Origin of the sequence: Shewanella gaetbuli (genome assembly GCF_023284065.1) — a bacterium.
In the GTDB taxonomy this organism is placed as follows: Bacteria; Pseudomonadota; Gammaproteobacteria; order Enterobacterales; family Shewanellaceae; genus Shewanella; species Shewanella gaetbuli.
On sequence record NZ_JAKIKP010000017.1, the window covers coordinates 20,780 to 46,129 of the forward strand.

Here is a 25,350-nt window from a genome sequence, read left to right on the forward strand (position 1 = left end):
ATAATAGCCATTCAGACACCTCTTTATGATGTTTTATAGCGGAAACGACCTTAAATTTGGAGATTTACACTATGGCGGATGTATCAAACCGCGTTCACCTTAACCCTACAACGGCACAACTTGTAGAAATCGCGCTTCTGCGTGGCGAAGGTCAATTAACCGCAAACGGTGCATTAGTGGCAAAAACTGGCGAGAGAACAGGACGCTCTCCTAATGATCGCTTTATTGTCAAAGAACCTAGCTCAGAAGCAGACATTGATTGGGGCAAAGTCAACCGCCCATTTGATGCGGGTAAATTTGATGCTTTATGGAGCCGTGTTGAAAGCTACCTAGCAGACAAAGAAGTCTTTATGTCTGAACTTGAAGTCGGCGCAGATGATGATCACTACTTACCGGTAAGAGTTACCACCGAGTATGCATGGCATCAAATTTTTGCGCGTAATCTGTTTATCACACCGCCCACATTTAATCGTGGCAATAAGCCAGAGTGGCAAATTATTAATGCCCCAGGTTTTGTGTGCCAGCCAGAACGTGACGGCACTCATTCTGATGCAACGGTTATTATTAATTTTGCTGAACGTAAAGTGCTACTTGCGGGTCTGAAATATGCTGGCGAGATGAAAAAATCGATGTTTTCAGTGCAAAACTTTTTGCTACCTGCAAAAGGGGTATTGCCAATGCATTGCTCGGCCAATGTTGGCCATGATGGTGATACCACATTATTTTTCGGATTATCAGGCACCGGTAAAACCACCCTATCAGCAGATCCTAAACGTTTACTTATTGGTGATGATGAACACGGTTGGGCTCCTGGTGGCGTATTTAACATTGAAGGTGGTTGCTACGCTAAATGTATCGACCTAAGCCAAAAGAATGAGCCGGTAATTTGGGATGCGATTCGTTTTGGTACTGTACTTGAAAATGTGATGTTAGATAATCAACGCGTGCCCGATTACAGCGACACTAGCCTAACTGAAAACAGCCGTGCTGCTTATCCACTTGAGCACATTGCACTGCGTAAAGAAGAAAACCGTGGCGCAGAGCCTCATGCAGTGGTGTTTTTAACTTGTGACGTTTCTGGGGTATTACCACCAGTGTCGATTCTAAGCAAAGAGCAAGCTGCGTACCATTTCTTGTCGGGTTATACCGCAAAAGTAGGCTCAACTGAAATGGGCTCAACAGCGGCAATTCAATCTACTTTCTCAACCTGTTTTGGCGCACCGTTTTTCCCACGTCCAGCGGGAGTTTACGCTGAGTTATTAATGAAACGAATTGAGTCGTTTGGTAGCAAAGTTTACTTGGTTAATACTGGCTGGACTGGTGGCCCTCATGGTGTTGGTAAACGTTTTGATATTCCAACCACTCGCGCCATTGTTGATGCCATTGTAAGTGGCGAGCTTAAAGATACTGAAACCTTACATATCGACAAGCTGAATCTAAATGTTCCTGTAGCGGTTTCGGGGGTAGATCCTCAATTACTTAACCCAGTAAATACATGGGCAGATAAATCAGAATATGACAAATATGCTCAGCAAATTGCCCAAGAGTTTGCGGCTAACTTTGCGCAATATGATGTGTCAGATGCGATAAAAAATGCCGGACCTAAAGCATAACTCCCCGATGCTTTAGCACATTTTATATCGCCAGTAAGCCCTAACCTTGTTAGGGCTTACTTTTTCCTCGCTTTCAGTATTGAATAAACAATATTACTTTGTAACAAGTCTTTAAAAGCACATATTTAGCGCAGCCAAATTGATATGATGCAGCCTCAGTCCAGCTGAAAATAACCACCAATAAAAACCACAACAATAAATGTTAAGCGAGTGACGATGCGCAAATTTATCATATCCAGTAGCTTTACCGCCCTGCTATATTCTACCTCGGTTACCGCAGTAGCCAGCCAATATATTAATAACGACATTCTGCCTCTACTACCGGCATGGCAGGGACAAAGCGAACAGCTTGTAGTGTCATCAAAACATGCTTGGGTTACCCCATTTGAGCAACAAGGCATGATGACCAGCCCAAGTTACCATGACACCATGCAATGGTTGGATAAATTGGTTGCCAGCAGCCCAATGCTCTCTAAAGTCAGCCTCGGGAAAAGCCCACAAGGTCGAGATATCTGGATGATTGTCGCTACAAAAGAAGGCGCGAATAGCCCTAGCGAACTACAGCAACATAAAAAACCGTCGGTTCTGGTTCAAGCGGGAATTCATTCTGGTGAAATAGATGGTAAAGATGCTGGCATGATGTTGATAAGAGACATTGCTCATGGCAATAAATCCGCGTTAATAGATCAAGTAAACTTATTGTTTATTCCTATTCTGTCAGTCGACGGACATGAAAGAAGCAGCGAATATAATCGAGTGAATCAACGCGGTCCAATTAATATGGGCTGGCGCACAAATGCAACTAACTTGAATTTAAACCGTGATTACGCCAAAGCAGAAGCCGCTGAAATGCAGCATTTAATCAAGGCTATTAATGTGTGGCAGCCTAGCCTATATATTGATGTTCACGTTACCGATGGCATTGATTATCAATATGATGTCACCTTTGGCTATAACGTTAAACAAGGCTATAGTCCGAGAATTTTTGACTGGTTAGACACAACGTATCGAACAGAAGTTGAAAACGCACTAACCAGCCAAGGTCATATTCCCGGCCCACTGGTGTTTGCCAACGATAATAGCGACATGAGCAAAGGCTTGTCATATTGGAACCCAAGCCCAAGGTTCTCCAATGGTTACGGTGACGCACGACACTTACCCACCATTCTAATTGAAAATCACAGCCTAAAGCCCTTTAAGCAACGAGTTTTAGGCACGTATGTGATGCTAGAACAAACCTTAAAGACTGTGGCCAAGCATCAACAAACATTAACGGCAGCCATTACCTTAGACCAACAAAGACAAGCCAACCCCATTACCGTGACGTGGCAAAATGAAAATCAGCAGCCATGGGACTTTAAAGGTATTGAATACACTGTAGAGACTAGCGAAATTAGTGGTGACAAAGTGGTGCGCTGGACCGGTAAGCCTAAGCTTTATCCTCAACTTCCGGTTACAGGCAACACCAAAATTCACAAGCAGATTCAACGCCCTAAAGCCTATTACATTCCTGCGCAATGGACTCAAGTGATTGAAAAACTCGCCTTGCATGGGATTGAAGTTGAACCATTAAAACAAGCAACTACGCTAACCCTGCAACAAACTTCATTTAATCAAGTGACGTTTGGTACAAAAGACTATGAAGGACGTCAAACCGTTAAGGCCGAAGCTTCGTCAAACACCGTTACCACCACGTTAGCACCCAGCACAATTAAAGTGAGCACAGCACAACCTTTAGGCGATTTAGCCATAGCATTACTAGAGCCAGAAGCCGCAGACTCACTGTTCTTTTGGGGATATTTCAATACAATTTTTACCCGTACTGAATATATTGAAGATTATGCCGTTGAGCCTTTAGCTCAAAAGATGCTGGCACAAGACCCGCAACTCAAAGCAGAGTTTAATAAAGCATTACAGGATGAGTCGTTTGCCAATGACAGTAAAGCAAGATTACGTTGGTTTTATCAACGTAGCCCTTATTACGACAACCAATATCAGGTCTACCCTGTGTTAAAGCAGCTTTAGTCGTTAGTTAACCTGAGCTACGCATAACAACTTGCTTTCTAGAGCCTATTTTTACTGATAACTGCGTTAAATTTGTTTGCAATACGACCCCATGGATGGGGGAGGTAGAGCGACGTTGGAACCAAAGCCGAGACCAGCTATTGACGCACAAATTTGCCTTGTTCTAAGCAAAAATACCTCTCTAGAAATGTATTTTAAAGTAAAAATTAAATGAATCAGTATATTAGCTAATCTCTTATACGCAGCTCAGGTTAGTTAGCAGTCTACATAAGCAGTTAGTCACACACTGACTAACTGCTTTTTCAACTACCCACTCATAGACACAAGGTTATTGAGGTTCGATTCCCCACCATAACTGGCGATTATCCACGGGCGTATGCTCAGGCAAAGTAGGATTAGTCAGCTCAAAAATACGTGATTGATTGAAGCGTGATAAAGGAAAAATATCTTTAGTGGTAGGATGCTGCAAAATAAATGTTTTCAATTCACCTTGCTCAACTAGGCGAGTTAAACCCAGGGTAAGCCTTTGGTGAAGTTCTGTTTTTTGCTTGTTAACAAAGAAGTATATCGGTAAAGGATAATGCAGTAATAATCCTTCATATGCAATTAGCGACTGATTGCTGGGAGCGGTTAATTCAGCATAAACCTCATTTACCCCCCGAGGAAAATAATCGCAACGCCCTTGGCGTAACATTGAGTACATCAAATTAAAGCTAATCACTCGCTCTAGCGTATAGCCATTATGAGCCAAAATATCTGAGTCAGGCCACTGACTTCCTTGGCAAGCTTTTAACTTTTTCAGTTGTTCTGCTTCAGTGATTGACTCAAACAAAGCGAGGTTTTGCTGACGAATAACCGGTACTCTTAACCCTAATAAGCCGCCAACAAGCGGAATAGGAATGGCGCCATATTGTTGTTCACGAACTTGACTTGTTCCAGCCCAAAACACATCTAAAACATCAGAGTCTAACAGTTGTAGCCCCCTCGACTGCGACACATTCATATCGAATGTTTCGACTTTCATAGGGCCGTATTCGGCTTCTGTGTTTTGAAGAATCTTAACCAATAAGTCTTGATAATATACATGACTAACATTGTCATCCGATTGAGCAGACTCAATGCGAACAACCTGATTAGCCGATGCTGACTCAATGGTGAATACCGCCCAGATAAGCGCGATAATTTTGAACGGATTCATAACAAGATAATTCCTTTTAACACAGAGTCTTATTGTAGTTACTTTTAGTTAATTATCCAATCAAGCCTGACAAATAAGTGGATTATTTTCAATCAACTGTAACTTCTTGTGTCGGGGCATCTTTTTGACCGCCAGTTCACGTTTAGTCGCTGAACTTCTGCAGATTAATGTTTCTTGATAAACCAAGGTCAACGGCCCTTTTCCCTTAAGATATTTAGCCGCTTTAGCACCACTAGATTGATGTTCAGCAAATCGTCTAGCTACATCTGTAGTGATACCGGTATATAAATGCCCATTAGCGCACTTAATCATATACAGATACCATATTTGTTCACTGTGTGTTTGTGACATAATTTTTCAAATATCTTAAGTTGATCATAAAATGCAATGAATATCATGGCATACTTAACAGCAATTTATTTTATCACGGCTCTTTGAGCGTTGTTAAAGGAAGACCTGATGCATCCAAATCAAGACCCTTGTGCAAAACCTAGCTTGCTGCACCCTGACGAAGCCATTCAACAATTACTTGAACAAGTTAATGTGACAACAAATACAGAAGTTGTCGACCTTTCACATGCTATTGGTTACGTTTTGGCTGAAGATTTGGCCTCAAGTATAGACTTACCGCCATTTGATAATTCAGCAATGGATGGTTACGCATTTCGCTATCAAGATCTCGACTCAACCGCATCTGAAACAACATTAACCTTAATTGGTTCTTCTTTTGCTGGCCATCCTTTTAGTGGGAAAGCCCAGCCCAATAGTTGTATTCGTATCATGACAGGCGCACCTGTACCAGCAGGTTATGACACCGTACAAATGCAGGAAAAGACCCTAACTAATGGCGAAGAAATTACCATTAGCCACCCAGCAAAACTGGGCGCCAATGTCAGACACCGTAGTGAAGAACTAGGTGCGGGGACCAAAGTGCTCTATAAAGGCACTAAAATACGTGCAGCAGAAATGGGCGTATTAGCCACTATTGGTATTAGTCAGGTGCGAGTATTCAGTAAGATAAAGGTTGCCTTTTTCTCTACAGGTGACGAGTTACGCCCAGTAGGATCTGAGCTGGCTCCGGGGCAAATTTATGACTCGAATCGCTACTCTATTCAAGGGTTAATGACCCAAGCCAACGTAGAATGGATTGACCTTGGGGTAATAAAAGATGATAAAGAAGCGATTCGTGCTGCCTTTATCAAAGCCGCAAATTGTGCCGATATGGTGGTCACATCTGGCGGTGTATCAGTGGGTGATGCTGACTACACCAAGCAGATATTATCTGAAGAGGGCACTATTTCTTTTTGGAAACTGGCCATAAAACCGGGTAAACCTTTTGCCTTTGGTAAATTAGGTGATGCTATTTTCTGTGGTTTACCGGGCAACCCTGTTTCGTCAATGGTGACTTTCTATAAATTAGTGTGGCCATTACTCAATAAGATGCAAGGTCTGCCACAAAAAGCTGCCATTACTTACCAAGCCAAATTGCTTACCCCTATTAAAAAACAGCCCGGACGAGTCGAGTACCAACGCGGTGTATTAAGCCAAAATGCCCAAGGCGAATTAGAAGTGACCACGACCGGAGGCCAAGGCTCTGGCATGTTAACCTCAATGAGCTTAGCAAATTGCTTTATCAACCTTGAACAATTTCAAGGTGACACTGACGCAGGTGACATGGTCACCGTTGAGCCATTTAACCACGTGTTAAGCTAGGAGATAGCATGAGCCAACCTACAAGCACACCGTTGGACGATGATATTCTTAGCGACAACGAGATGCTGCGTTACAGCCGCCAAATATCGATAAAGTCCATGGATATTGAAGGGCAAGAAAAGTTAAAACTGGCTAAAGTATTGGTGATTGGCGCTGGCGGCTTAGGTTGTGCTGCCAGCCAATATCTTGCAGTAGCCGGTGTAGGTGAAATCACTATTGTTGATTTTGATACGGTTGAGTTATCCAACTTACAGCGCCAAGTGTTACACCACGATGCCAATGTTGGCCAAGCTAAGGTCGATTCAGCAAAACAAGCTTTATCTCAACTCAACCCGTTAATCACCATTAATGCCATTAATGCCTTTTTAGATGAAAGCCAGTTAAACACCTTAGTTGCCGAACATCACTTAATACTCGATTGCACAGATAATGTGTTAATACGAGAGCAACTAAACCAATGTTGTTTTGAGCATAAAACCCCATTGGTTTCCGCTGCGGCTATCCGCATGGAAGGTACGGTGACGGTATTTGACTATCAACAGCATTCACCGTGCTACCATTGTTATAGCCAATTATTTGGTGAGCAACAGCTGACATGTGTTGAATCGGGTATTTTAGCTCCTGTAGTGGGATTAGTTGGTTGTATTCAAGCCACTGAAGCAATAAAAGTGATCGCTGAAATGGGCACAAACTTGGCGGGTAGAATTTTGATGATAGATGCCATGACCATGGAGTTTCGTGAACTGAAACTTCCTAAACAACCTCACTGTAAACAGTGTTCAGGCCAGAACTAACTCGGTAAACGGACTGTTAGTCAAGCTCTGCTGTAGCAACGACAGTTTCGGCGTCAGAGCTTGATGGTTCTTGTTGCTCTATCAACACACGCTGGGCTTTAGAAATATATTGCGGCTTGTTTGATGAATGCAGTTTTTTATTGGCTTTTTTTGCTTTAGATTTAAGCGTTTGATTGATTTTCTTTTTACGGTTCATAGTGGCTAGTCATTACAGGCGATAGTGAGAAGCCACATTATATCGTGTTATCTAGTTTTACAGCAAAACATTAACCCTTATGGCGGTCTCAAAACGAACCTGAACTAACCTGTATCAAGTTCGTTTGAAACCGTCTATAAAAGGGCTCATAACTAGTCTTGCAATACCACCCAAAGTGCGTGAATCACACCCGGAACATAAAAGAAAATACATAATATAATGTTGATCAATAGATCTTTACCTGCCCCTTTCTTCAAAAAAACCCCTACCGGTGGCAGTAATATTGAAATAATAACTAATAATAACTTGTTGGTGTCCATACTCGATCCTCGATATTTTTTATTAACAATAACATCCTACAACAACTAGCTTACATATGTGACCACTTGTTTGCCAACCTAAAAAAACTACCATAATTCGCTAAACAGGATTACTCTTAAATTATATGTTTAATAATACGATATAACGAATGAGCCAAGATATCAGTATCATTTACCTGCAATTTTTTGGATTAATTGCACTAACAGGAGCCTTTACTTGGGGGCTAATGGCAGCACCAATGCGTATTGCTCCCAAAGCCAGCAGCTTGTTTTCAATCTCCAATATTTGTATGTTTACTGCTATTAGCTTGTATTTTTTTCGCTCAGACGAAATCAGCTATGTACATTGGTATTTAGCTGACTTTATCTTTCTAGTCGGGTTTTGTTTGTTGCACTGGGGTGGACAACAGCTTTTTAAACAAAAACTATCGATTTCATCCAACTTAATCATCCTCAGTCTTACCACTTTAACTATGTTATTGTTTCCACCACAAAAAGCCTACTCGATGTATTTAATGATCATCGCGAGTTTAGGGGCGCTGTGTGTATTCATTATGATTGTCAAAGATAACTATCTGGCCATGAGGGCCAGCTTATCAATTACCTACTCGGTCTTGTTGTCTGTACCCTTCTTTTTAGCCGCCATGTTCTTTTTCATTCGAGCGATATTACTTTTAATGTACTCCGATAACGCTGAGTTAGTCGATGCATTTACCTCGTTAAAATCACCCATTATTTTATGGTTGTACATCAGCTTTATTCTCAGTATTAACTGTATTTTGTTTGGTAATGCCCTAACCCGCTTAGTCCAAAAAATTCATAAATTAGCGAAGAAAGACCAATTAACCGGCTTATGGAATCGACATGCTTTAATGACACGCCTGCAATTGGTTGATGCTCTTTGGAAACGCGACAAGCAGCAATACAGCATCCTGATCATAGACCTAGACTACTTCAAAAAAATTAATGATACCTATGGACACTTAGCCGGCGATACAGCCATTCAATTTGTTGCTAATTCACTAAAAAGTTCATTAAGAGAAATTGATTTTATTTGTCGATATGGCGGTGAGGAGTTTCTAGTCGTTTTACCTAACACTGACAGTGACAAGGCATACCAAGTGGCGGAAAAGATTCAAATACAAATCGCGCAAAAGACACTTAAATGGCAACTACATGAGATAACAATCCAACTCAGTATCGGTTATGCCACCATTGAAGATAATCTCAGTGTCGAGCAGCTATTACAACGCGCAGACGATGCGATGTATCAAGCAAAACAACACGGACGTAATACGATTAGTACCTTACCCCCGACCACAGTCACTCAATAGCAGAGCTAAAAAAGCCAGTAAACCTAATGGGATACTGGCTATCAAATGTTTAATGGGCTTAAGCGAGTTGCTGACCAATCTCTAGCCCTTTACCTCTAACGGCATTAAGCTTTTCAGTTAGTCCGGACATATCCATTTTAATGATCCCCGCTTGATTAACTAAGCCGGTCAACCATGCAGTAAAGGTTTCATCTGGGCGATCATCATCCCAGTGCGTATAAATGTGATGCGATAAAAACATTAATATCGCTAATCGGGACTCAGGGTCAGCGGCTTTAGGATCACGTTGAAATTCAATGCCTGCCACCAAGCTTGGGGCAAACTTCCAATTTTTAGCTAACAATGCGCCTATTGAGGGCGAGTCAAACCCTAACAATTTGGTTTCAAGTTCTTGTGGGTCTCCCCCTTCCTTAATTGCTGCACGAATTTGCGCCGACAAACTTGGTTCAACGGTGGCAATCAGCAGCTCGCCTATTCGATGCAAAATACCGCACGTAAAGGCTTCATCAGGCGCAACATTACATCGCTTAGCTAATTCTTGACTATATAATGCCACCTCAAAGGTTTCTCCCCAAAACTCAGCTAAGTCAACACCTTCAACTTTGGGAATCGCGCCAATAACTGCTGATGCGATAACTAAAGTACGCAATGTTTGCATACCTAAACGGATAACCGCTTCATCAATAGACCCCACTTCACGGCTGCGGCCAAAATGAGCTGAATTGGCTAAACGTAAAACTCGCGCACTAATTAACGGGTCTTGCGCCACTTTAGATGAAATGCTTTTAACCGAACTATTGTCATTATTCACCGCATCAAGTAATTCACTAATGGCTTTAGGTAATCGTGGAAGCTCGTCAACCCTTTGTAATAACGCCGAAGACTGCATATATACTCTCCTTTAAGATTTACCTAATTTCCAATTAATTTAAGTCATTGCAAAACTCAATTAATGACATCGCTATCTAGGTAAATGTGTTGTCCTTTAGTTATTTTATTCAACAGTACTCGGCTAAATACTCGAGTCTTATCTGCTGTTAATCACGTTATGGTTAAGGCGTGTAATACATTCTTATTAAACACTTTACGCCTCCACAATTAACATTAGCACAACAAAAATATCCTGGTGATTTTTACCCCTAAATTTAGCCATAAAACTTTACGATAATTAAATTAGCCTATCTAAGCACCGCATCGGTCACGCGGGTTGAATGTGACGCTAGATATAGCTTTAGTGAACAGTTACACTTATTTTTTTACTTGATGGTTTTGAATATGCAATCTCAGGCAAGCGCTGACTTAAATTTATTATGGGGTCAATTAATTCTTGAAGAGTTAAGCCGACTTGGCGTACAACATGTTTGTATGGCACCTGGTTCTCGCTCAACCCCGTTAACCTTAGCTGCAGCAGCGCAAACAGCCATCAAAACCCATGTACATTTTGACGAACGCGGCTTGGCATTTATGGCTCTTGGGTTAGCTAAAGCCAGTGGCGCACCAGTGGCAATCATTACCACATCAGGTACCGCTGTTGCTAACCTCTATCCTGCAATCATTGAAGCGTGGTTAACCCATGTGCCATTAATTGTATTATCTGGTGATCGCCCCAACGAGCTTATCGACTGTGGCGCTAATCAAGCCATTATTCAACCGGCGATTTTTGCGAACTATGCCACCCAAGTAAATTTACCTACGCCGGATATTAATTTCCCAGCCAATGGGTTGCTCACCACGTTAGATCAAGCCATAAGTCAAACAAGCCAACCGGTACATATTAATTGTATGTACCGTGAGCCCTTTTACCCAGATGAAGTCAATTCGCTCAGTGATCGAGTAAAAAATGCTGGAGTCACATTACAAAAATACCTACAGCCCTTAGCTCATTGGTTAGGCCACAAACGACCTTTTAGCCAATACGCACCGCGCCAAGGGGCACAATTACCCACCCAAGACAGTATGCTGCGTTTTGCTCATGGCAAAGGGGTTATTGTAGTGGGTACATTGGCACCGGAAGACAAGCCTGAATTAATTATAAGTCTGGCCCAAAAGCTCGCCTGGCCGATTGTGGTAGATGCTCAGTCTCAATTGCGCCAGCACCCAGCCGTACTTGGCTATGTTGATCAACTATTACTCAGCCCTAAAACCAGTAAAATATTGCAACAAGCTGAACGGGTATTAGTATTCGGTGGACGTTTTATTTCTAAACGCTTAATACAGTTTTTAGCCAGCCAAATGTGGCAAAGCTATTGGCAAGTATTACCAGATGCTAGCCGCCTAGACCCTAATCATCAAAGCAAACAAATATGGCAAACACGCATTGATGACTTTTGTCAGCTCAATTGGCCAAGGTCATCCAGTGCAAACTGGGGGCTAGAATTAGTTAAACACAATGACGCTATCGCTGACATGCTTAGCCAGCACATTGATCAAACCAGTTTTGGTGAAGCACAAGCGATTCGTTGGATTACTCAACAGCAAGGTAGTAATAATGCCCTGTTTATTGGTAATAGCTTACCGATTCGTCTATACGATATGTATGCCCCAATAACAGCTGAAACCCCATCTATATACACCAACAGAGGCGCATCAGGTATTGATGGTCTTATTGCCACCAGCGTGGGTATTGCTGTCAATAAACAGCAGCCCACCACCATGATTATTGGTGATATATCCTGTTTACATGACCTCAATTCACTGGCGTTATTAAAGCAAGTCACTACCCCTTATGTGATGATTATTTTAAATAATGATGGCGGCAATATTTTTAATATTTTACCTGTGCCCACTGAACAACTGAGAAATGACTATTACCGCCTTTCTCATGGGCTGGAGTTTGGCTATGGTGCGGCAATGTTCGGCTTGGCATATCGTCAAGTTGATGACTTAACCTCACTCGCAGAGGCCTACAATGAGGCTATGGAGTTTCAGTGCGCTAGTGTGATAGAAGTGAATGTAAGCCCGAATCAAGCCAGTGATCAAATTGCGCAAATCAGCCAATGGATTAAACAATACTAATGGCATTTATTAATCGATATGGCGACCCCACATTACCCGCGTTGGTTTTATTACATGGCTTTATGGGCGCCAAAGAAGATTGGCAAGCATTAATGCCCAAATTAAGCCAACGGTTTCATTGTATTGTTATCGATTTACCCGGCCATGGTACTAATCAATATGCATTATCTACACCTGGGCTTACTGAGGCTGCTGCGCATGTTTTACAAAAAGTGAATAACTTGGGTTATCAGCAGTTTCATTTAGTCGGTTATTCATTAGGTGGCCGAATTGCTTTACATATTGCTCAGTTACAGCCAGAGGCATTGTTGAGCCTAACCCTTGAGTCAGCCAACCCAGGGTTATTAACCGAAGCAGAAAAGCAACAAAGACTCGCCCATGATAACCGTTGGGCAGAAAAGCTGCTCAATTTACCATTTAAGCAATTTTTACAGCTATGGTATCAACAGGCTGTTTTTGCTGATTTAACCGAACAACAGCGCCAATGGTTAATTGAAAAACGCGCTTGGAATAACCCACAACACCTTCACCAATGTTATCAAGCCACCTCATTAGGGCTGCAAGCAGACTGTCGCCAAGTTATTAAGCAACTTAATGCCCCTTGTCAGATTGTGGTTGGCGAGCAAGACCACAAGTTCACTCACCTTGCCCGCCAATGGCAAGCAGAACTGGCAAATGCCACCTTACTACAACTCACGGTTATCCCTAATGTGGGCCATAATATTCACTCAATGCTACCGCAAATATTTTGCGATGTGCTATTAGCTTTTGTGGATAATCATCACCTTCTGTCAGAATAAGAGCCCTACTATGTGTCATATTACTGCGTTTGAAATTCACCAATATCAAATCGACTTATCGACCACCTTACCCGTCGCCAAGCAAAGAATAGATCATCGAGTCGGGCTCATTGTGACCGTGACATTATCTGATGGACAATCAAGTGTTGCTGAAGTAGCCCCACTTTCAGGCATTGATATTGAAGGACTGCCGTTACAAGGTTTTAGTCAGGAAAATCTTGAGCAAGTTACCGCAGCGCTGTTTGATATTCAGCAGCAAGTGATGGGTGAAGGGGTGAACAAATTAGCCCTGCTGACTGAACAATGTTCGCTGGCTTCGGTGCAGTTTGGTTTAAGTGTTTTGGTGGCAAAACTGCAGCAGCGACTCCCCATAAGACAGCTTGAACAACACAAGATTCCACTGTTATATCATGGGCTCTCCACATCTAGCATTGCAGAAAAACTAACGCCCATAGCGGATATTAATACGGTCAAAATCAAAGTTGCCCAAACCGATATGGCTGAAGAAATTGCCTTTGTTCACCAAATTCTTGCTTACAAACCCAAGCTAACATTAAGACTAGATGCCAATGGCGGCTTTACACTCGATCAAGCCATTGATTTTTTAGCCTGTATCCCTAAAGCGCAAATTGATTACATTGAAGAGCCCTGCCAACAACTGAGTGACAACGCCACCGTTTACCAGCAGTTAGGCATAAAATACGCATTAGATGAAAGCTTATTGCAGCAACCCATAGACTTTACTCAACTACTAGAGCAGCAACCGGGTATCGGCGCATTAATACTTAAACCTATGCTATTAGGGTCGTTAACTCGCTTACAAGAAATCGTCACTTTGGCCGAGCAGTATGGCGTGCGCTGCATTTTAAGTTCTAGTTTAGAGTCTGATATTGGCATTAATGATTTAGCCTTAATTAGCCAAGCACTAACCCCAGACAACCCGCCGGGGCTTGATACATTAAGTGCATTTAGTCAAAAGCTAATTAGCCCAGATGGCAGCGTAGATTACAGTCAACTCACACCACTAGAGGCATCGACTGCCTTATGATGCTTTCGCCAGTTCAACAAGCAGCTATTCAACACCCGCAGCAGCCTGCGGTGTTGCTTGACGGGCAAACCGTGTCTTATCAACAATGGGCACAGCGTATTAGCCGTCTAGCAGACTCACTTAAAGCGCAAGGGCTTAAACAAGGTGATATTGGCGCTATTATTATTGAACCCGCAAGCCATATTGGTACTAATAACAACGCAATACATACATTAGAAGCGATTAACTTTTATTGGGCTTGTATTGAAATCGGCGCAGTGTATTTTCCTATTAATGGACGCTTTTCAACCCAACAAATTAATCAATTAATTGGCCGATTTAACATTCATCATGTTTGGCATAATACGGCACGCCAAACCACCCTGCCACAGTCGATTAACTGGCTTTATGATGACAATAAGCAACCACTGTCAACCGCTAAAATAGAAACACCTCACCAGCCAACAAAAGTGAATCCGCACCGCCCTGCTAATATCATATTAACCTCAGGCTCTAGTGGCACGCCTAAAGCTGCGGTTCACTCATTAATGAATCACTTAGCCAGTGCTCAAGGGGCAAGCCGTTATATTGCACTTAACCCGAATGATAAATGGTTATTATCACTTCCTCTGTTCCATGTTGGCGGGCTGGCGATTGTTAACCGTTGTGCTAATGCAGGCGCATGTATTGTCATAAAATCTACCAAAACCTCTTTAGATAAACAGCTTATTGATGATGCTATTAGCCATGTTTCTATGGTGCCAACCCAAGCGATTCAAATGCTAAATCAACACCCTCAGGCACTGCATAAGGTTAAAGCGTTATTATTAGGTGGCGGAGTGATTGAGGCATCGCTTATTGAACGGCTTACACAGCAAAAAATTCCGGCTTTCACCAGTTACGGCATGACTGAAATGAGCTCGCAAATTACCACGGCCAAAGCCAACGAGTTTGGCCATCATGGACGTGCGCTGCCATTACGCCAGTTAAAATTAGTGGATGATATTATTTGGGTAAAAGGTGAATGCCTGTTTCAAGGGTATTTAGAACTTGACCCACAACAAGGGTTTACTCTGTCATTACCCGTTGACGACCAAGGCTGGTTTTGTACCCATGACCGAGGAAAGTTTAACGACAAAGGCCAACTACTGTTACTGGGCCGAGCCGATAATATGTTTATTTGCGGCGGTGAAAATATTCAACCTGAAGAAATTGAATCAGTATTATTGCAACACCCATTAGTGTCCAAAGCGATTGTATTTGGCCAACCAGATGCTGAGTTTGGCTTATTACCCGCAGCCATTATTGATTACACCACAAAGCAACTCCCAGAAGATATCCACCAGCAATTGGCTAATTTAGTCACCAATCAACTGGCAAGATTTAAACGCCCAAGACATTGGTACACTTGGCCTGAAGTAGAGCAATCTGGTTTAAAGGTGAATAGAAAGCAGATTATTTTGGCGGTTAACAGCCAATAAAAAACGGTGTGCTACTTAAGCCACACCGTTTGTATTCGTCAATCATAATAAGCTGCTGATTATGCGCCGCTAAGAAAAAATAAGCCGACGCTTATAATGGCTTTAATTTGCCTTTAGCATCAGTCAATTTATTGTAACCTTTAGCTTTCATAAAGGCTTTAAGCTCATTCTCAATACGGCTAAAGCACTCTGGGCCTTCTTTTTCAAAACAAGTGGCAATTTGCACCGCATCCGCACCGGCCAGTAAATACTCAAACGCATCAGTACCGCTTTTAATACCACCGACCCCAATAATCTGCACATCATCACCAAGAAGCTCTCTAAAGGCTCTGACATTCGCTAACCCAACAGGTTTAATGTAATCGCCACATAAACCACCAAACCCCCCTTTAGGCTTAATAATTGGGCGCTCGCTATGTGGGTCAATCACCAGCGTATTGCCAATTGAATTTATACAGGTAATAAATTTAACCGGATATTGCTTGATGATATTTGCCATCGCCACAAAGTGCGACATATCAAAATACGGCGCTAATTTGATGCCAATAGGCTTATCCCCTAATTGACATAAAGCCGCTAGCGCTCTGTCTGTTTGCTCAAAATCGTAAGCCACTTGGGCTTTACCCGGAATATTTGGGCACGAAAAGTTAACTTCAATTAGGTCAACATCACTGTTTTGAAATGCGCTAACCATTTCAATATTATCTTCAATACTAAAACCTGAAATACTGACGATAACAGGCTTACCGAGTGCTTTAAGTTCTGGCACCATAGCCAAATACGCTTGATAGCCTAAATTGGGCAAGCCCATTGATTGAATTGAGCCTAAAGGCAGGTTTTGATATCTAGGCTCTGGGTTGCCTTCTCTAGATTCAATGGTGCAAGATTTAGTCACAATCGCTGCTGAAGCGGATTTAGCAATCACCTTCAATTCATCATAGCTGGTACATCGTGGTCCTGATGCATTCATTAAATAACTCTTTAGTTTAATTCCTGCTATGTTGGTTGATAAATCGATATTCATCAGCGCGCCCTTATCTGTGATTTCTGTGATTAAAAAGCAAAATTTGCAAGATTCTATTTTGTACTACAAAAGAGGTATTGATTCAGAACAATGATCAAAGAAATTTCAGCCGCAGAAATGCAATTTTGTTAACTGGCGCAGTAATAACAAGCTTTGCCTACCACCCATTGTACATTTGTTAAAACTACCTTAACGTAGTATTCATATGACTCTTTTTGGAGATCGCTATGTGGAACGCACTTGGCGCTTACCGTTCATCAATTATCTTATTACTGGCACTGATATTAGGTGGCGTCTTAGGGTTTGGCTTGCCGGATTTTGCCTTATCGTTAAAGCCAATCGGGCAAATTTTTCTTAACCTATTATTTATGATTATTGTGCCACTGGTGGCGATCAGTGTGATGTCATCTATTGCCAGAATGACTGACTTAAAAAAGCTCGGCGCCATTCTAGTATCCATCATGGTAGTGTCCATTTTAATGGCCATTATTCCTGCAGTAGGGATCACCTTGTTAGCATTAAGCTTCGATCCCGCCCAAGGGGTAACCTTAGATCTTGCTGAATCTGTTGAAAATACTGGCGCAAGCATGGATTTTGTTAGCTTATTGACCACCAATGACTTTGTGGGATTATTGTCAAAGTCGAATATTTTAGCGTTGATCATTATGTCGGTTATTGCAGGTATTGCCATTGGTCAGTCAGGTGAAGATGGCCGCAAAGTTGCTGATCTGCTAGACAGTTTAAACACCGTCATTATGAAAATAATTTCTCTGTTAATGACCATCGCCCCCATAGGTTTAGGCGCTTATTTTGCGGCAACCATGGCAAGTCAAGATACAGAATTAGTCATCACATTTGCTCGCGCTGTGGGACTGTATTTAGTGGCCACGGTTGTGTATTTAACACTAGGGTCAAGTATTTATGCATGGTTAGGCGGTGGTTGGCTTGGCGTAAAGCGATTTTGGGCATGCATGCTTGAACCCGCTATAACGGCATTAGGCACCAGTTCATCATTGGCCACTCTACCGGTAACCATTCGCTGTGCAGCAAAAATGCAGCTCAACGAGCAAATAGCTGAAATCAGTTTACCGCTGCTAGTGAACTTGAACAAAGGCGGTGCGGCTATGATCACCGCACTTAAAATTGTGTTTATTTACTCGCTACTTGGGCTAGATTTTAATGTCGATATTTTCATGCTAACCATATTAATATCGGTGTTATCAGCCTTTATTATTGGCGGTGTACCCGGAGGGGCATTTTTAGGTGAGATATTTATTGTCACCACACTAGGTTTACCTTTAGAGGTTATTCCGATTTTGGTGGTATTAGGTGCCATTACTGATGCGGCATCAACCGTGGTTAACGTGGTGCACGACCTAAATGCCACGCAAATTATTCAGCGTATTAATGGTCGCCATTACGCAAAACCTGAGTCAATAGAAAACCACTAAGCAGGCCGTTTAAGATTTAGACGGCCAGGGTAAGTCATTGGGTGCTAGCCATTGCTGCTGCAAAATGTGTGGTAATTTCCCCAAGCTAAAATGCTCCCCTTGTACGGGAGGTTGGCTAAATTGATACTCAGTATCTTGATAATTAAATATCAATTGATAAGCATGTAAGTAACAGCGATCACTGGGGTGCTTGCCATATAGCTCATCACCCAAAATAGGCACCCCGATACTAGCAAGTGCAACACGTAGTTGATGAGTTTTACCACTGAGAGGTTTCAGTAAATAAGCCCGCAGCCCTTCACCTACCGACAATGAAAAAAACTGGGTTATGGCTGGGTTTTCTTTGGTTCGCAATAATTTATACATACTTCGGCGCGACTTGGCCATATCACCAATTACCCAACCTTGTTTCTTTTTAGGCTTACCAGATGCCAGCGCAAGATAGTATTTTTGCACCTGATGCTGGGTAAACATTTGAGTAAAACGATTAGCCGCTTGCGCCGACTTAGCCAGAATAATCAGTCCTGATGTTGGAGTGTCTAAACGGTGTACGGCAAATAATTTAATATTTAGCTCACGCTCTACCTGTGCCACCACTCCAGCACTGCCATCTTGGCTATGAAAATGCACATTTGCGGCTTTATTTATCACAATAAAGTCGGGGTGTTGACTGACTATTTGGTATGAAGCCATAAACCTGTCTGCTACTTAAAATGTATTTTAACGACTAAACCCGGGTGATTATCACTTAGCTCAATGGTGGCTTTATGGCGGGATAAAATCGCTTTCACCATCGATAAGCCTAAGCCTGTTCCTTTAAAGTGCCGGCTGGGGTCAAGTCGCACAAGGCGTTCAAATACACGCTCTTTATCTTCATCATCAATACCCGGACCGTTGTCTGCAATGGTAATGCATTTGGCGTCTTGGGTGATCTCAATACTTGAGCCTTCAGGTGAATATTTTATAGCGTTATCAACTAAGTTAAACAATGCTTGAAACAGTAAATACTTATCCCCTTGAATAACCGCATCATTGGGGGTGTGCAACACAAATTTCTGCTCTTTGGCTTCGGCAAGCACATCAGCCATGTCGTATAAATCTTGGCACAATTCAGTTAAATGAATCGGCTGAACATCCAGCTGTTGCTGACCTTCTTCAATGCGGGTTAACGACAACATGGCATCAAATGTCGCTAGACAATCATCTAACTCTTCCAGTAATTCAGCCCGTGCATCTGCTAACTCTTCAATGGGTTTTTGCGATAATTGCTCAATGCCAATGCGTAAATGCGATAAAGGAGTACGTAAATCGTGGGCAATATTATCTGTTACACCGCGCACGGCACGTAAATTCTGCTCTAAGGTATCTAATACTCGATTAAATTGCTGCGCCAACATATCAAACTCATCTTGCTGATGAGTCACCGGTAAGCGTGTGTTGTAGTGCCCTGCTTCAATTTGCTCACTTAGCTGATTGTATTGTACTAAACGGCGCAAAATGGCTTTGGAAAAAATATAGCCCAACGCTAAAGTCAGCCCTAAAGTAAACGCGACCGCCCAAAATGCAGCGTTAACAAATTTATCGATAAGAATGGCCAGTTGGTCGGTACGAGTGGCAATTAATACTGGCCCGTAATTGGTCATAGCTAAGCCGCCAGTTAAAATATGTAGCTTATCTGGGCCGCCAGTAAAAATAGGAAACTCACGGGTTTCCGGTAAAAAAGGCATATCGTCAGGTAAAAACGTTAACGCGCCGACCATGTCGACACTGTTTTTCCAAGCAATCAACGCTGTTTTAGGGTCAGCGGCCTTAATTTGCGCCGCAAAACTGCGACGATTAACCGTTAGCGCTAACTGTTGATAGCGCTGCATCTCAGCATGTAAGTGGGTATCTACTTGATTTTCTTGCTCAATAATTAATTGTCTATACAAGCTAGAAACTAGCATCACGATTAAAATAGTCACCAAGGTGGAGAAAATTAATGTGATGCGCCAAGCACTACTTTGGTAAGGCTTAATGCCCTTTGCAAAGACGATATCCAGCACCTCGTACAGTTTCAATTAACTCGCCGTGGCCTAGCTCTTCAAACTTACGGCGTAACTTTGCAATGTGAACATCAATCACGTTGGTGCGAGGGTCAAAGTGATAGTCCCAAACCGCTTCAAACAACAAGGTGCGGCTAATAACTTGATTGGGGTGTTCCATCAAATATTTAAGCAACTGGAACTCTTTAGGCTGAAGCATAAGCTCCTGACCGTCTAAAGTGACAATACGAGTCAGTAGTTCCATTTTTAACGAGCCCACCTCAATATCTGTCGACGTAGGTTCAGGTACGTTACGTTGTGCTAGCTTTTCTGCGCGCACTAATAATTCGTCAAACGCAAACGGCTTGGTCATGTAGTCATCACCACCAGCACGAAGCCCTTTTACCCGCTCATCCACATGGCTTAACGCAGATAAAATAAGCACTGGAGTTTGGTTTCCACTGGTTCGTAATGCTGATAACAAAGTTAAGCCATCAAGCTTAGGTAACATACGATCTAACACAATCAAGTCATATTGATTATGTTTTGCCAATGTCAGCCCTTCTTGGCCATCGGTTGCGCTATCAACACTGTACTGTTGCGCGGTAAATCCTTCAGCCACATATTTTAAGGTAGTGGCATCATCTTCAACGATCAAAATACGCATAGTCATAGTCGCAATTAATCCCATTTTAAAAGTGGTAATGGACGGAGGTTTTCAATATCAAAAGCAATGACATTTTTCGCCTCATTATTGAGCATTTGTAATTCTAGGTAGCTAATTGACAGGTCATGGTCTAAGTCAGCCTGTAATAAATAGCCGCTTTGGTTATGAATTGCCATGGTGACTAGGGATGAAAAAGAAATATTCTTATCACGCATTAAACTCACAGCATGTAATTGCTCAATTTCCTTTCCTTCGTAAGGTTTACTGGTTTCATCCAGTAACGCACCATCTTGAGCATTAAACTCAAGTTGATACACTTCTTTAGAGTCAATATTAATAGCAGAGAGAAGATAGACTAGTTGTTCGTTTTCAATGTCTAGTCCGAAGCCACAAAGAGTGCCTTTTTGCTGTTGTTCCCATTGCTCCATAACTGAAACCGGGTTCACTAAACCGTCTTGCGCCAGCAAGGAGTGAATAGATGGCGCAGCCATCGCCATAAAAGGGAAGAAGCACAGCGATACGAGCAACCGAACCATTTTAAGCCTCAAATAAAAAATTATGTGTACCCAGATACTTTACCTAAGTACTCCTAAAGACCCAAGAAATCTAAGATTAATAATTGATCATGCGGCCAATTGTAGCCGAAATAAAAGACATTGTTACTGCTGTAATACCAATCACGATAAGTAAGTGATTATAATTAGCGTAGGAAAAATACTTGAGAACAAGGTAGATTTTTTCGATAAGTAGTTATTCTACAATCAAAAAATTTAACGCTGTTATCGAGCATTTTAACAAGCTAGGGTGAGCAATTATTTATCACGATTGGTATAAAATATGAATTTGATCAGACTTTATAGCAACGGTGGTTTTTTGCCCTTTGGCTAACCCTAGCTTTTGGCATAAATGCATGGGGATTTCAGTATTTAAAATGTGCTCTACACCTGCCACGCTAGCGATGACTCGTACGGTTTCTCCCATCACTAATAATGACTCAATTTCAACATCTAGCTTGTTAATACTGCGACACAAGCGTCCACTGGTAATGGCATTAAAACGAATTCCTTGATTAGGCACCACCCAACGAACTTGCTCACCTACATTTAACGCGGGCGCGTTTTCAGTGGCAATTTGATGCTCACCAAAAGACAACCATGTGAGTTCATGTTGAGGGTTTTGTGACACCACTGTGGCATCAAAAATATTGCGTAAGCCCATTTGTTTAGCAACGGCCTCATTATTGGGACGTGAAAGCACTTCAAAGGGTTTGCCTTGTTGCAACATCACCCCTTGGCTTATCAAGATCATTTTATCAGCCAATAACTGCGCTTCATGAATGTCATGCGTCACCATAATCACCGGTATCGACAATTGCGACTTTAACCGAGCCAGCTCGATATATAAGCGCTCACGGGTTTCCCTATCAACCGCGGAAAAGGGTTCATCCAGTAATAATACTGCGGGCTCTCGCGCAAGCGCCCTTGCTAAAGCCACCCGCTGACGCTGGCCTCCAGACAGGTTATTGGGTAAACGATCAGGCAAACCATTAAGATTAACTCGCTCTAACCAATCTAAAGCCCGCTGTTTGCGTTGCGACTTAGGTAAATGGTCCAAACCCGACATCACATTTTGCAGTACGGTTAAGTTAGGAAACAACCCAAAGTGTTGTGGCACGTAACCTATATGGCGTTTTTGTGGCGTTTGATTGAGTTTTTGCTGTGCATCAAACCACGTTTGCTCACCATAGGTAATGGTGCCAAGCTGAGGCTGACTGAGCCCAGCAATCATGCGTAACAAGGTGGTTTTCCCGCCCCCAGACGGGCCAACAACGGCCAATAGCTCTCCTGCATGGCAATGAAATTTTGCTTGCAGTGGTATTGGGGCTTGTTGTGAAATATCACAAAATAAATCAGCGATTTCGGTGGCCAAACTGCCCTCCTAATCGTCTTGATAAGCTGGTTGTAAGTGCCAATGCGGTAATGGCAAAAATAAGTAGCACTAACGACATAGTGCCTGCACCATCAAAATCGAAGGCTTGTACGCTATCGTATATGGCAATGGAAATGGTTTTGGTTTCACCCGCAATATTGCCGCCCAGCATTAACACCACGCCAAACTCACCTAACACATGTGAAAAACACAACACCAGTGCAGTAAGCACGCCTGGCCATACCATGGGCAATTCAACTTTAAAAAACAGTGTGAGCCGGCTCATACCACAACAGGCTGCTGCATCTCGTATATCTTCAGGAATGGTTTCAAAAGCACGCTGTATGGGTTGAACGGCAAAAGGAATATTAACCAAAATTGAGGCAATGACTAAACCAGTAAAATTAAACACCAACTGTTGCCCTGTTAGCTGCTCAACCCACTGACCTAACCAGCTCTGGCTACCCATACCAACTAATAAGTAATAACCCACTACCGTTGGCGGTAAAACTAACGGCACCATAATCAATGCTTCAACCCATGACTTACCTTTAAATTGTTTGTAAGCCAACCAGCGGCCAACAACAAGTGCTAAAGGAATGAGTAATAACACTGTGACAGTACTTAACTTTATAGAGAGTAATAGTGCCTGCCAGTCCATATTACTGCGCTCTTATGGAAAGATCTGAAGCAGATGCTGTGTGGGGTGTTGCTGGCACACTAAAACCATATTTTTTCAAAACCGCTTTTGCAAACTCAGACTGCATATATTGATAAAACTGAATACTGGTGTCAGTGGCTTTGTTGGTTAATATCATCCGCTGTTTAATCGGTTGATATAAATCAGGGTCAACTTCCACATATTGTCCCATGCGGGAAAAGTTAGGGGCTAACGCCAACGACAAAGGCACAATGCCACCTTGGGTTGAACCGCTCACCGCAAATTGCGTAGCTTGAGAGGCGTTTTCGCCCATAATAACTTTGGTTTCAATAGCTTGCCAAAGTTGTTTTTGCTGCAAAATTTGTTTGGCTACCTCGCCGTATGGCGCATGGGCGGGATTAGCAATGGCAAAGCGGGTTAACGCCCCTGTATTAGCAAGGTCTGCTAGCCCTTGTAGCTGGCTGTCTAACTTCAACGACGAGCGCTTAGGCGCCGCAATGGCCACTCGTCCTAATGCATAAACAAGGCCTTCATCAGGGGTTAATTTTGCTTGATGTAATTGCTGAGGGTAAAACTCATCGGCACTGATCAGTAATTCAAATGGAGCGCCATGCTGAATTTGAGAAACAAAATTACCTGAAGACCCATAACTTAATCTGACCGACAAACCTGTGTCTTGCTTAAATTGCTGAGCAATATCATCAACAGCAAACTTTACATTAGCGGCAACGGCTATTGCAGGGCTGTTTGAAGCAAAGGCTGAACCACTACAAAGCAAAAACACCGCAAGCCATACTTGAACAAGTTGCATAATGTTAGTTTTAATAAGGCCAAATAGTCGCTTCATGGGCTAAGTTAATCTTTTTGCCACATTTTAGCCGCTTGCTCGTCGCTGTCTCTGGCATCGACCCAATGGCTACCTTCGGTTCCAGCTTCTAGTTTCCAAAATGGTGCTTTGGTTTTAAGGAAGTCGATTAAGAATTCACAAGCTGCAAAAGCGGCTTTACGATGAGCACTGGTTACGCCAATAAACACGATTTGTTCACCCAGTGACATGGTACCTACACGATGAATAATAGTGACATAATTCAGCGGCCATCTCTCATTTGCTTGCTGAGCAAGTTGCGTTAATACCGCTTCGGTCATACCGGGGTAGTGTTCTAAGGTTAGGTCTGTTACCGGATTGCCGTCATTAAAATCGCGCACCTTACCCACAAACGTTACTACGGCACCGTCACTATTATCACTGGCTAACTGGCGATACTCTTCAGTAACGTCAAAGTCAGCGGTTTGCACGACAACCTTGGTTTTTTCAACCATATTGTTAACCTCCAGTGACCGGTGGAAAGAATGCCACTTCATCACCGTCAACCACTGATGCATCCCACTGGCTCATGGTTTGGTTAATAGCCACTAACAGTTTGTCTGATGACATCACTTTAGCCCATTTGTCATCTTTAGCAGCTAATGCAGCACGTAAAGACTCGGCAGTGGTAATGCCTTCAGCAGATAATTCTAGTTTGGCAGTGCCTAATAGTTCGCGAACTTGGGCAAAAAATAATACTTGAATCATAATTGTCTCGTAAAATAATCAATTGGCTTTATGCTTTGAAGTGACCTGATTTTCCACCGCGCTTTTCCAGCAATTTCACTTGTGAAATAATCATATCTTTCTGCACAGCTTTACACATGTCATAAATGGTTAACGCCGCGACTGACGCGGCGGTTAATGCTTCCATTTCTACACCGGTTTTACCCGATAATTTACACAAACTATTAATGCGAACACGGTTAAACTCAGGCTCTGCCACTAAATCAACTTCCACCTTAGTGAGCATTAACGGATGACATAATGGAATCAAATCTGATGTTTTTTTCGCGGCTTGAATACCCGCAATACGAGCCGTAGCAAACACATCACCTTTGTGGTGGCTGCCGCTCATGATCATCTCAAGGGTGGCTGGTGCCATTTCAATAAAAGCTTCAGCTCGTGCTTCACGTTCGGTTAACGCTTTGTCAGTGACATCGACCATGTGGGCGTTGCCATCTGCATTGATATGGGTAAATGCATTACTCAT

The 25,350-nt window shown here is 42.5% G+C and carries 26 protein-coding genes; 10 read left to right on the forward strand and 16 right to left on the reverse strand.

Going from position 1 to position 25,350, the window contains the following annotated elements; all coding sequences use genetic code 11:
• Window positions 1-35: 35 nt before the first annotated feature.
• Both L2672_RS16155 and L2672_RS16160 read left to right on the forward strand, forming a co-directional pair.
• Entirely contained in the window at window positions 36-1,613 is a 1,578-nt protein-coding gene (locus L2672_RS16155; protein ID WP_338055600.1) for a phosphoenolpyruvate carboxykinase, read from the forward strand.
• Window positions 1,614-1,829: 216 nt separating this feature from the next.
• Complete coding sequence (locus tag L2672_RS16160) at window positions 1,830-3,638, forward strand: M14 family metallopeptidase (protein ID WP_248996881.1); 1,809 nt, start codon at window positions 1,830-1,832, stop codon at window positions 3,636-3,638.
• A gap of 328 nt (window positions 3,639-3,966) precedes the next feature.
• Here L2672_RS16160 and L2672_RS16165 read toward each other — a convergent pair whose 3' ends face one another.
• A complete protein-coding gene (locus L2672_RS16165) occupies window positions 3,967-4,836 on the reverse strand; it encodes a type 2 periplasmic-binding domain-containing protein (RefSeq protein WP_248996882.1) in 870 nt (289 codons plus the stop codon).
• A 60-nt stretch (window positions 4,837-4,896) separates the two neighbouring features.
• Complete coding sequence (locus L2672_RS16170; protein ID WP_248996883.1) at window positions 4,897-5,187, reverse strand: GIY-YIG nuclease family protein; 291 nt, start codon at window positions 5,185-5,187, stop codon at window positions 4,897-4,899.
• A 108-nt stretch (window positions 5,188-5,295) separates the two neighbouring features.
• On the opposite strand from L2672_RS16170, the gene moeA reads away from it, so the two are divergent.
• Window positions 5,296-6,549 (forward strand): molybdopterin molybdotransferase MoeA, encoded by a 1,254-nt coding sequence (gene moeA / locus L2672_RS16175; protein ID WP_248996884.1) that lies wholly within the window; start codon window positions 5,296-5,298, stop codon window positions 6,547-6,549.
• A gap of 8 nt (window positions 6,550-6,557) precedes the next feature.
• Window positions 6,558-7,343, forward strand: coding sequence for a molybdopterin-synthase adenylyltransferase MoeB (moeB, locus tag L2672_RS16180; protein WP_248996885.1), 786 nt, complete (start codon window positions 6,558-6,560; stop codon window positions 7,341-7,343).
• A 16-nt stretch (window positions 7,344-7,359) separates the two neighbouring features.
• Here the strand turns inward: moeB and L2672_RS16185 are convergent, their stop codons facing one another.
• The gene (locus L2672_RS16185; RefSeq protein WP_248996886.1) at window positions 7,360-7,539 is read right to left on the reverse strand and encodes a DUF2986 domain-containing protein; all 180 of its coding nucleotides are present in this window, start codon (window positions 7,537-7,539) and stop codon (window positions 7,360-7,362) included.
• Window positions 7,540-7,691: 152 nt separating this feature from the next.
• Window positions 7,692-7,859: a YqaE/Pmp3 family membrane protein gene (locus tag L2672_RS16190; protein ID WP_248996887.1), complete on the reverse strand. Its 168-nt coding sequence runs from the start codon at window positions 7,857-7,859 to the stop codon at window positions 7,692-7,694.
• A 149-nt stretch (window positions 7,860-8,008) separates the two neighbouring features.
• On the opposite strand from L2672_RS16190, the gene L2672_RS16195 reads away from it, so the two are divergent.
• Window positions 8,009-9,193 (forward strand): GGDEF domain-containing protein, encoded by a 1,185-nt coding sequence (locus L2672_RS16195; protein WP_248996888.1) that lies wholly within the window; start codon window positions 8,009-8,011, stop codon window positions 9,191-9,193.
• Between the two features lie 58 nt (window positions 9,194-9,251).
• Here L2672_RS16195 and L2672_RS16200 read toward each other — a convergent pair whose 3' ends face one another.
• The gene (locus L2672_RS16200) at window positions 9,252-10,082 is read right to left on the reverse strand and encodes an HDOD domain-containing protein (protein WP_248996889.1); all 831 of its coding nucleotides are present in this window, start codon (window positions 10,080-10,082) and stop codon (window positions 9,252-9,254) included.
• Window positions 10,083-10,468: 386 nt separating this feature from the next.
• Here L2672_RS16200 and menD point away from each other — a divergent pair, with 386 nt between their 5' ends.
• From menD to menE, 4 genes are read left to right on the forward strand one after another with little or no spacing between them, the layout of a single operon-like run.
• Window positions 10,469-12,208 carry a 2-succinyl-5-enolpyruvyl-6-hydroxy-3-cyclohexene-1-carboxylic-acid synthase gene (gene menD / locus L2672_RS16205; protein WP_248996890.1) on the forward strand — a complete coding sequence of 580 codons (1,740 nt, stop codon included), beginning with the start codon at window positions 10,469-10,471 and terminating at the stop codon, window positions 12,206-12,208.
• Window positions 12,208-13,008 (forward strand): 2-succinyl-6-hydroxy-2,4-cyclohexadiene-1-carboxylate synthase, encoded by an 801-nt coding sequence (gene menH / locus L2672_RS16210; protein ID WP_248996891.1) that lies wholly within the window; start codon window positions 12,208-12,210, stop codon window positions 13,006-13,008. Before menD ends, menH begins: the two co-directional genes overlap by 1 nt.
• A gap of 10 nt (window positions 13,009-13,018) precedes the next feature.
• Complete coding sequence (gene menC / locus L2672_RS16215; RefSeq protein ID WP_248996892.1) at window positions 13,019-14,056, forward strand: o-succinylbenzoate synthase; 1,038 nt, start codon at window positions 13,019-13,021, stop codon at window positions 14,054-14,056.
• A complete protein-coding gene (menE, locus tag L2672_RS16220) occupies window positions 14,053-15,516 on the forward strand; it encodes an o-succinylbenzoate--CoA ligase (protein ID WP_248996893.1) in 1,464 nt (487 codons plus the stop codon). Before menC ends, menE begins: the two co-directional genes overlap by 4 nt.
• Before the next feature lie 91 nt (window positions 15,517-15,607).
• Here menE and L2672_RS16225 read toward each other — a convergent pair whose 3' ends face one another.
• Window positions 15,608-16,540 carry a dihydroorotate oxidase gene (locus L2672_RS16225; RefSeq protein WP_275975078.1) on the reverse strand — a complete coding sequence of 311 codons (933 nt, stop codon included), beginning with the start codon at window positions 16,538-16,540 and terminating at the stop codon, window positions 15,608-15,610.
• 227 nt (window positions 16,541-16,767) lie between these two features.
• Between L2672_RS16225 and L2672_RS16230 the strand changes: the two genes are divergently transcribed.
• Window positions 16,768-17,991, forward strand: a complete 1,224-nt coding sequence (locus L2672_RS16230) for a dicarboxylate/amino acid:cation symporter (protein ID WP_248996895.1) — start codon at window positions 16,768-16,770, stop codon at window positions 17,989-17,991.
• A gap of 9 nt (window positions 17,992-18,000) precedes the next feature.
• Here the strand turns inward: L2672_RS16230 and L2672_RS16235 are convergent, their stop codons facing one another.
• The 10 genes from L2672_RS16235 to moaC form a co-directional block, all read right to left on the reverse strand.
• Window positions 18,001-18,684, reverse strand: coding sequence for a TIGR01621 family pseudouridine synthase (locus L2672_RS16235; protein ID WP_248996896.1), 684 nt, complete (start codon window positions 18,682-18,684; stop codon window positions 18,001-18,003).
• An 11-nt stretch (window positions 18,685-18,695) separates the two neighbouring features.
• Complete coding sequence (locus tag L2672_RS16240) at window positions 18,696-19,937, reverse strand: sensor histidine kinase (RefSeq protein WP_275975081.1); 1,242 nt, start codon at window positions 19,935-19,937, stop codon at window positions 18,696-18,698.
• Between the two features lie 67 nt (window positions 19,938-20,004).
• The gene (locus tag L2672_RS16245) at window positions 20,005-20,682 is read right to left on the reverse strand and encodes a response regulator transcription factor (protein ID WP_248996941.1); all 678 of its coding nucleotides are present in this window, start codon (window positions 20,680-20,682) and stop codon (window positions 20,005-20,007) included.
• Window positions 20,683-20,696: 14 nt separating this feature from the next.
• Window positions 20,697-21,218, reverse strand: a complete 522-nt coding sequence (locus tag L2672_RS16250; protein WP_248996897.1) for a hypothetical protein — start codon at window positions 21,216-21,218, stop codon at window positions 20,697-20,699.
• A gap of 283 nt (window positions 21,219-21,501) precedes the next feature.
• On the reverse strand, window positions 21,502-22,611 hold the full coding sequence (locus tag L2672_RS16255; protein ID WP_248996898.1) for an ABC transporter ATP-binding protein: 1,110 nt from the start codon (window positions 22,609-22,611) through the stop codon (window positions 21,502-21,504).
• Window positions 22,592-23,272, reverse strand: coding sequence for a molybdate ABC transporter permease subunit (gene modB, locus L2672_RS16260; RefSeq protein ID WP_248996899.1), 681 nt, complete (start codon window positions 23,270-23,272; stop codon window positions 22,592-22,594). Before modB ends, L2672_RS16255 begins: the two co-directional genes overlap by 20 nt.
• A gap of 1 nt (window position 23,273) precedes the next feature.
• Window positions 23,274-24,119 carry a molybdate ABC transporter substrate-binding protein gene (gene modA, locus L2672_RS16265; RefSeq protein WP_248996900.1) on the reverse strand — a complete coding sequence of 282 codons (846 nt, stop codon included), beginning with the start codon at window positions 24,117-24,119 and terminating at the stop codon, window positions 23,274-23,276.
• Window positions 24,120-24,127: 8 nt separating this feature from the next.
• Entirely contained in the window at window positions 24,128-24,592 is a 465-nt protein-coding gene (gene moaE / locus L2672_RS16270; RefSeq protein ID WP_248996901.1) for a molybdopterin synthase catalytic subunit MoaE, read from the reverse strand.
• A 4-nt stretch (window positions 24,593-24,596) separates the two neighbouring features.
• Complete coding sequence (gene moaD / locus L2672_RS16275; protein WP_248996902.1) at window positions 24,597-24,845, reverse strand: molybdopterin synthase sulfur carrier subunit; 249 nt, start codon at window positions 24,843-24,845, stop codon at window positions 24,597-24,599.
• A 28-nt stretch (window positions 24,846-24,873) separates the two neighbouring features.
• Entirely contained in the window at window positions 24,874-25,350 is a 477-nt protein-coding gene (moaC, locus tag L2672_RS16280) for a cyclic pyranopterin monophosphate synthase MoaC (protein ID WP_248996903.1), read from the reverse strand.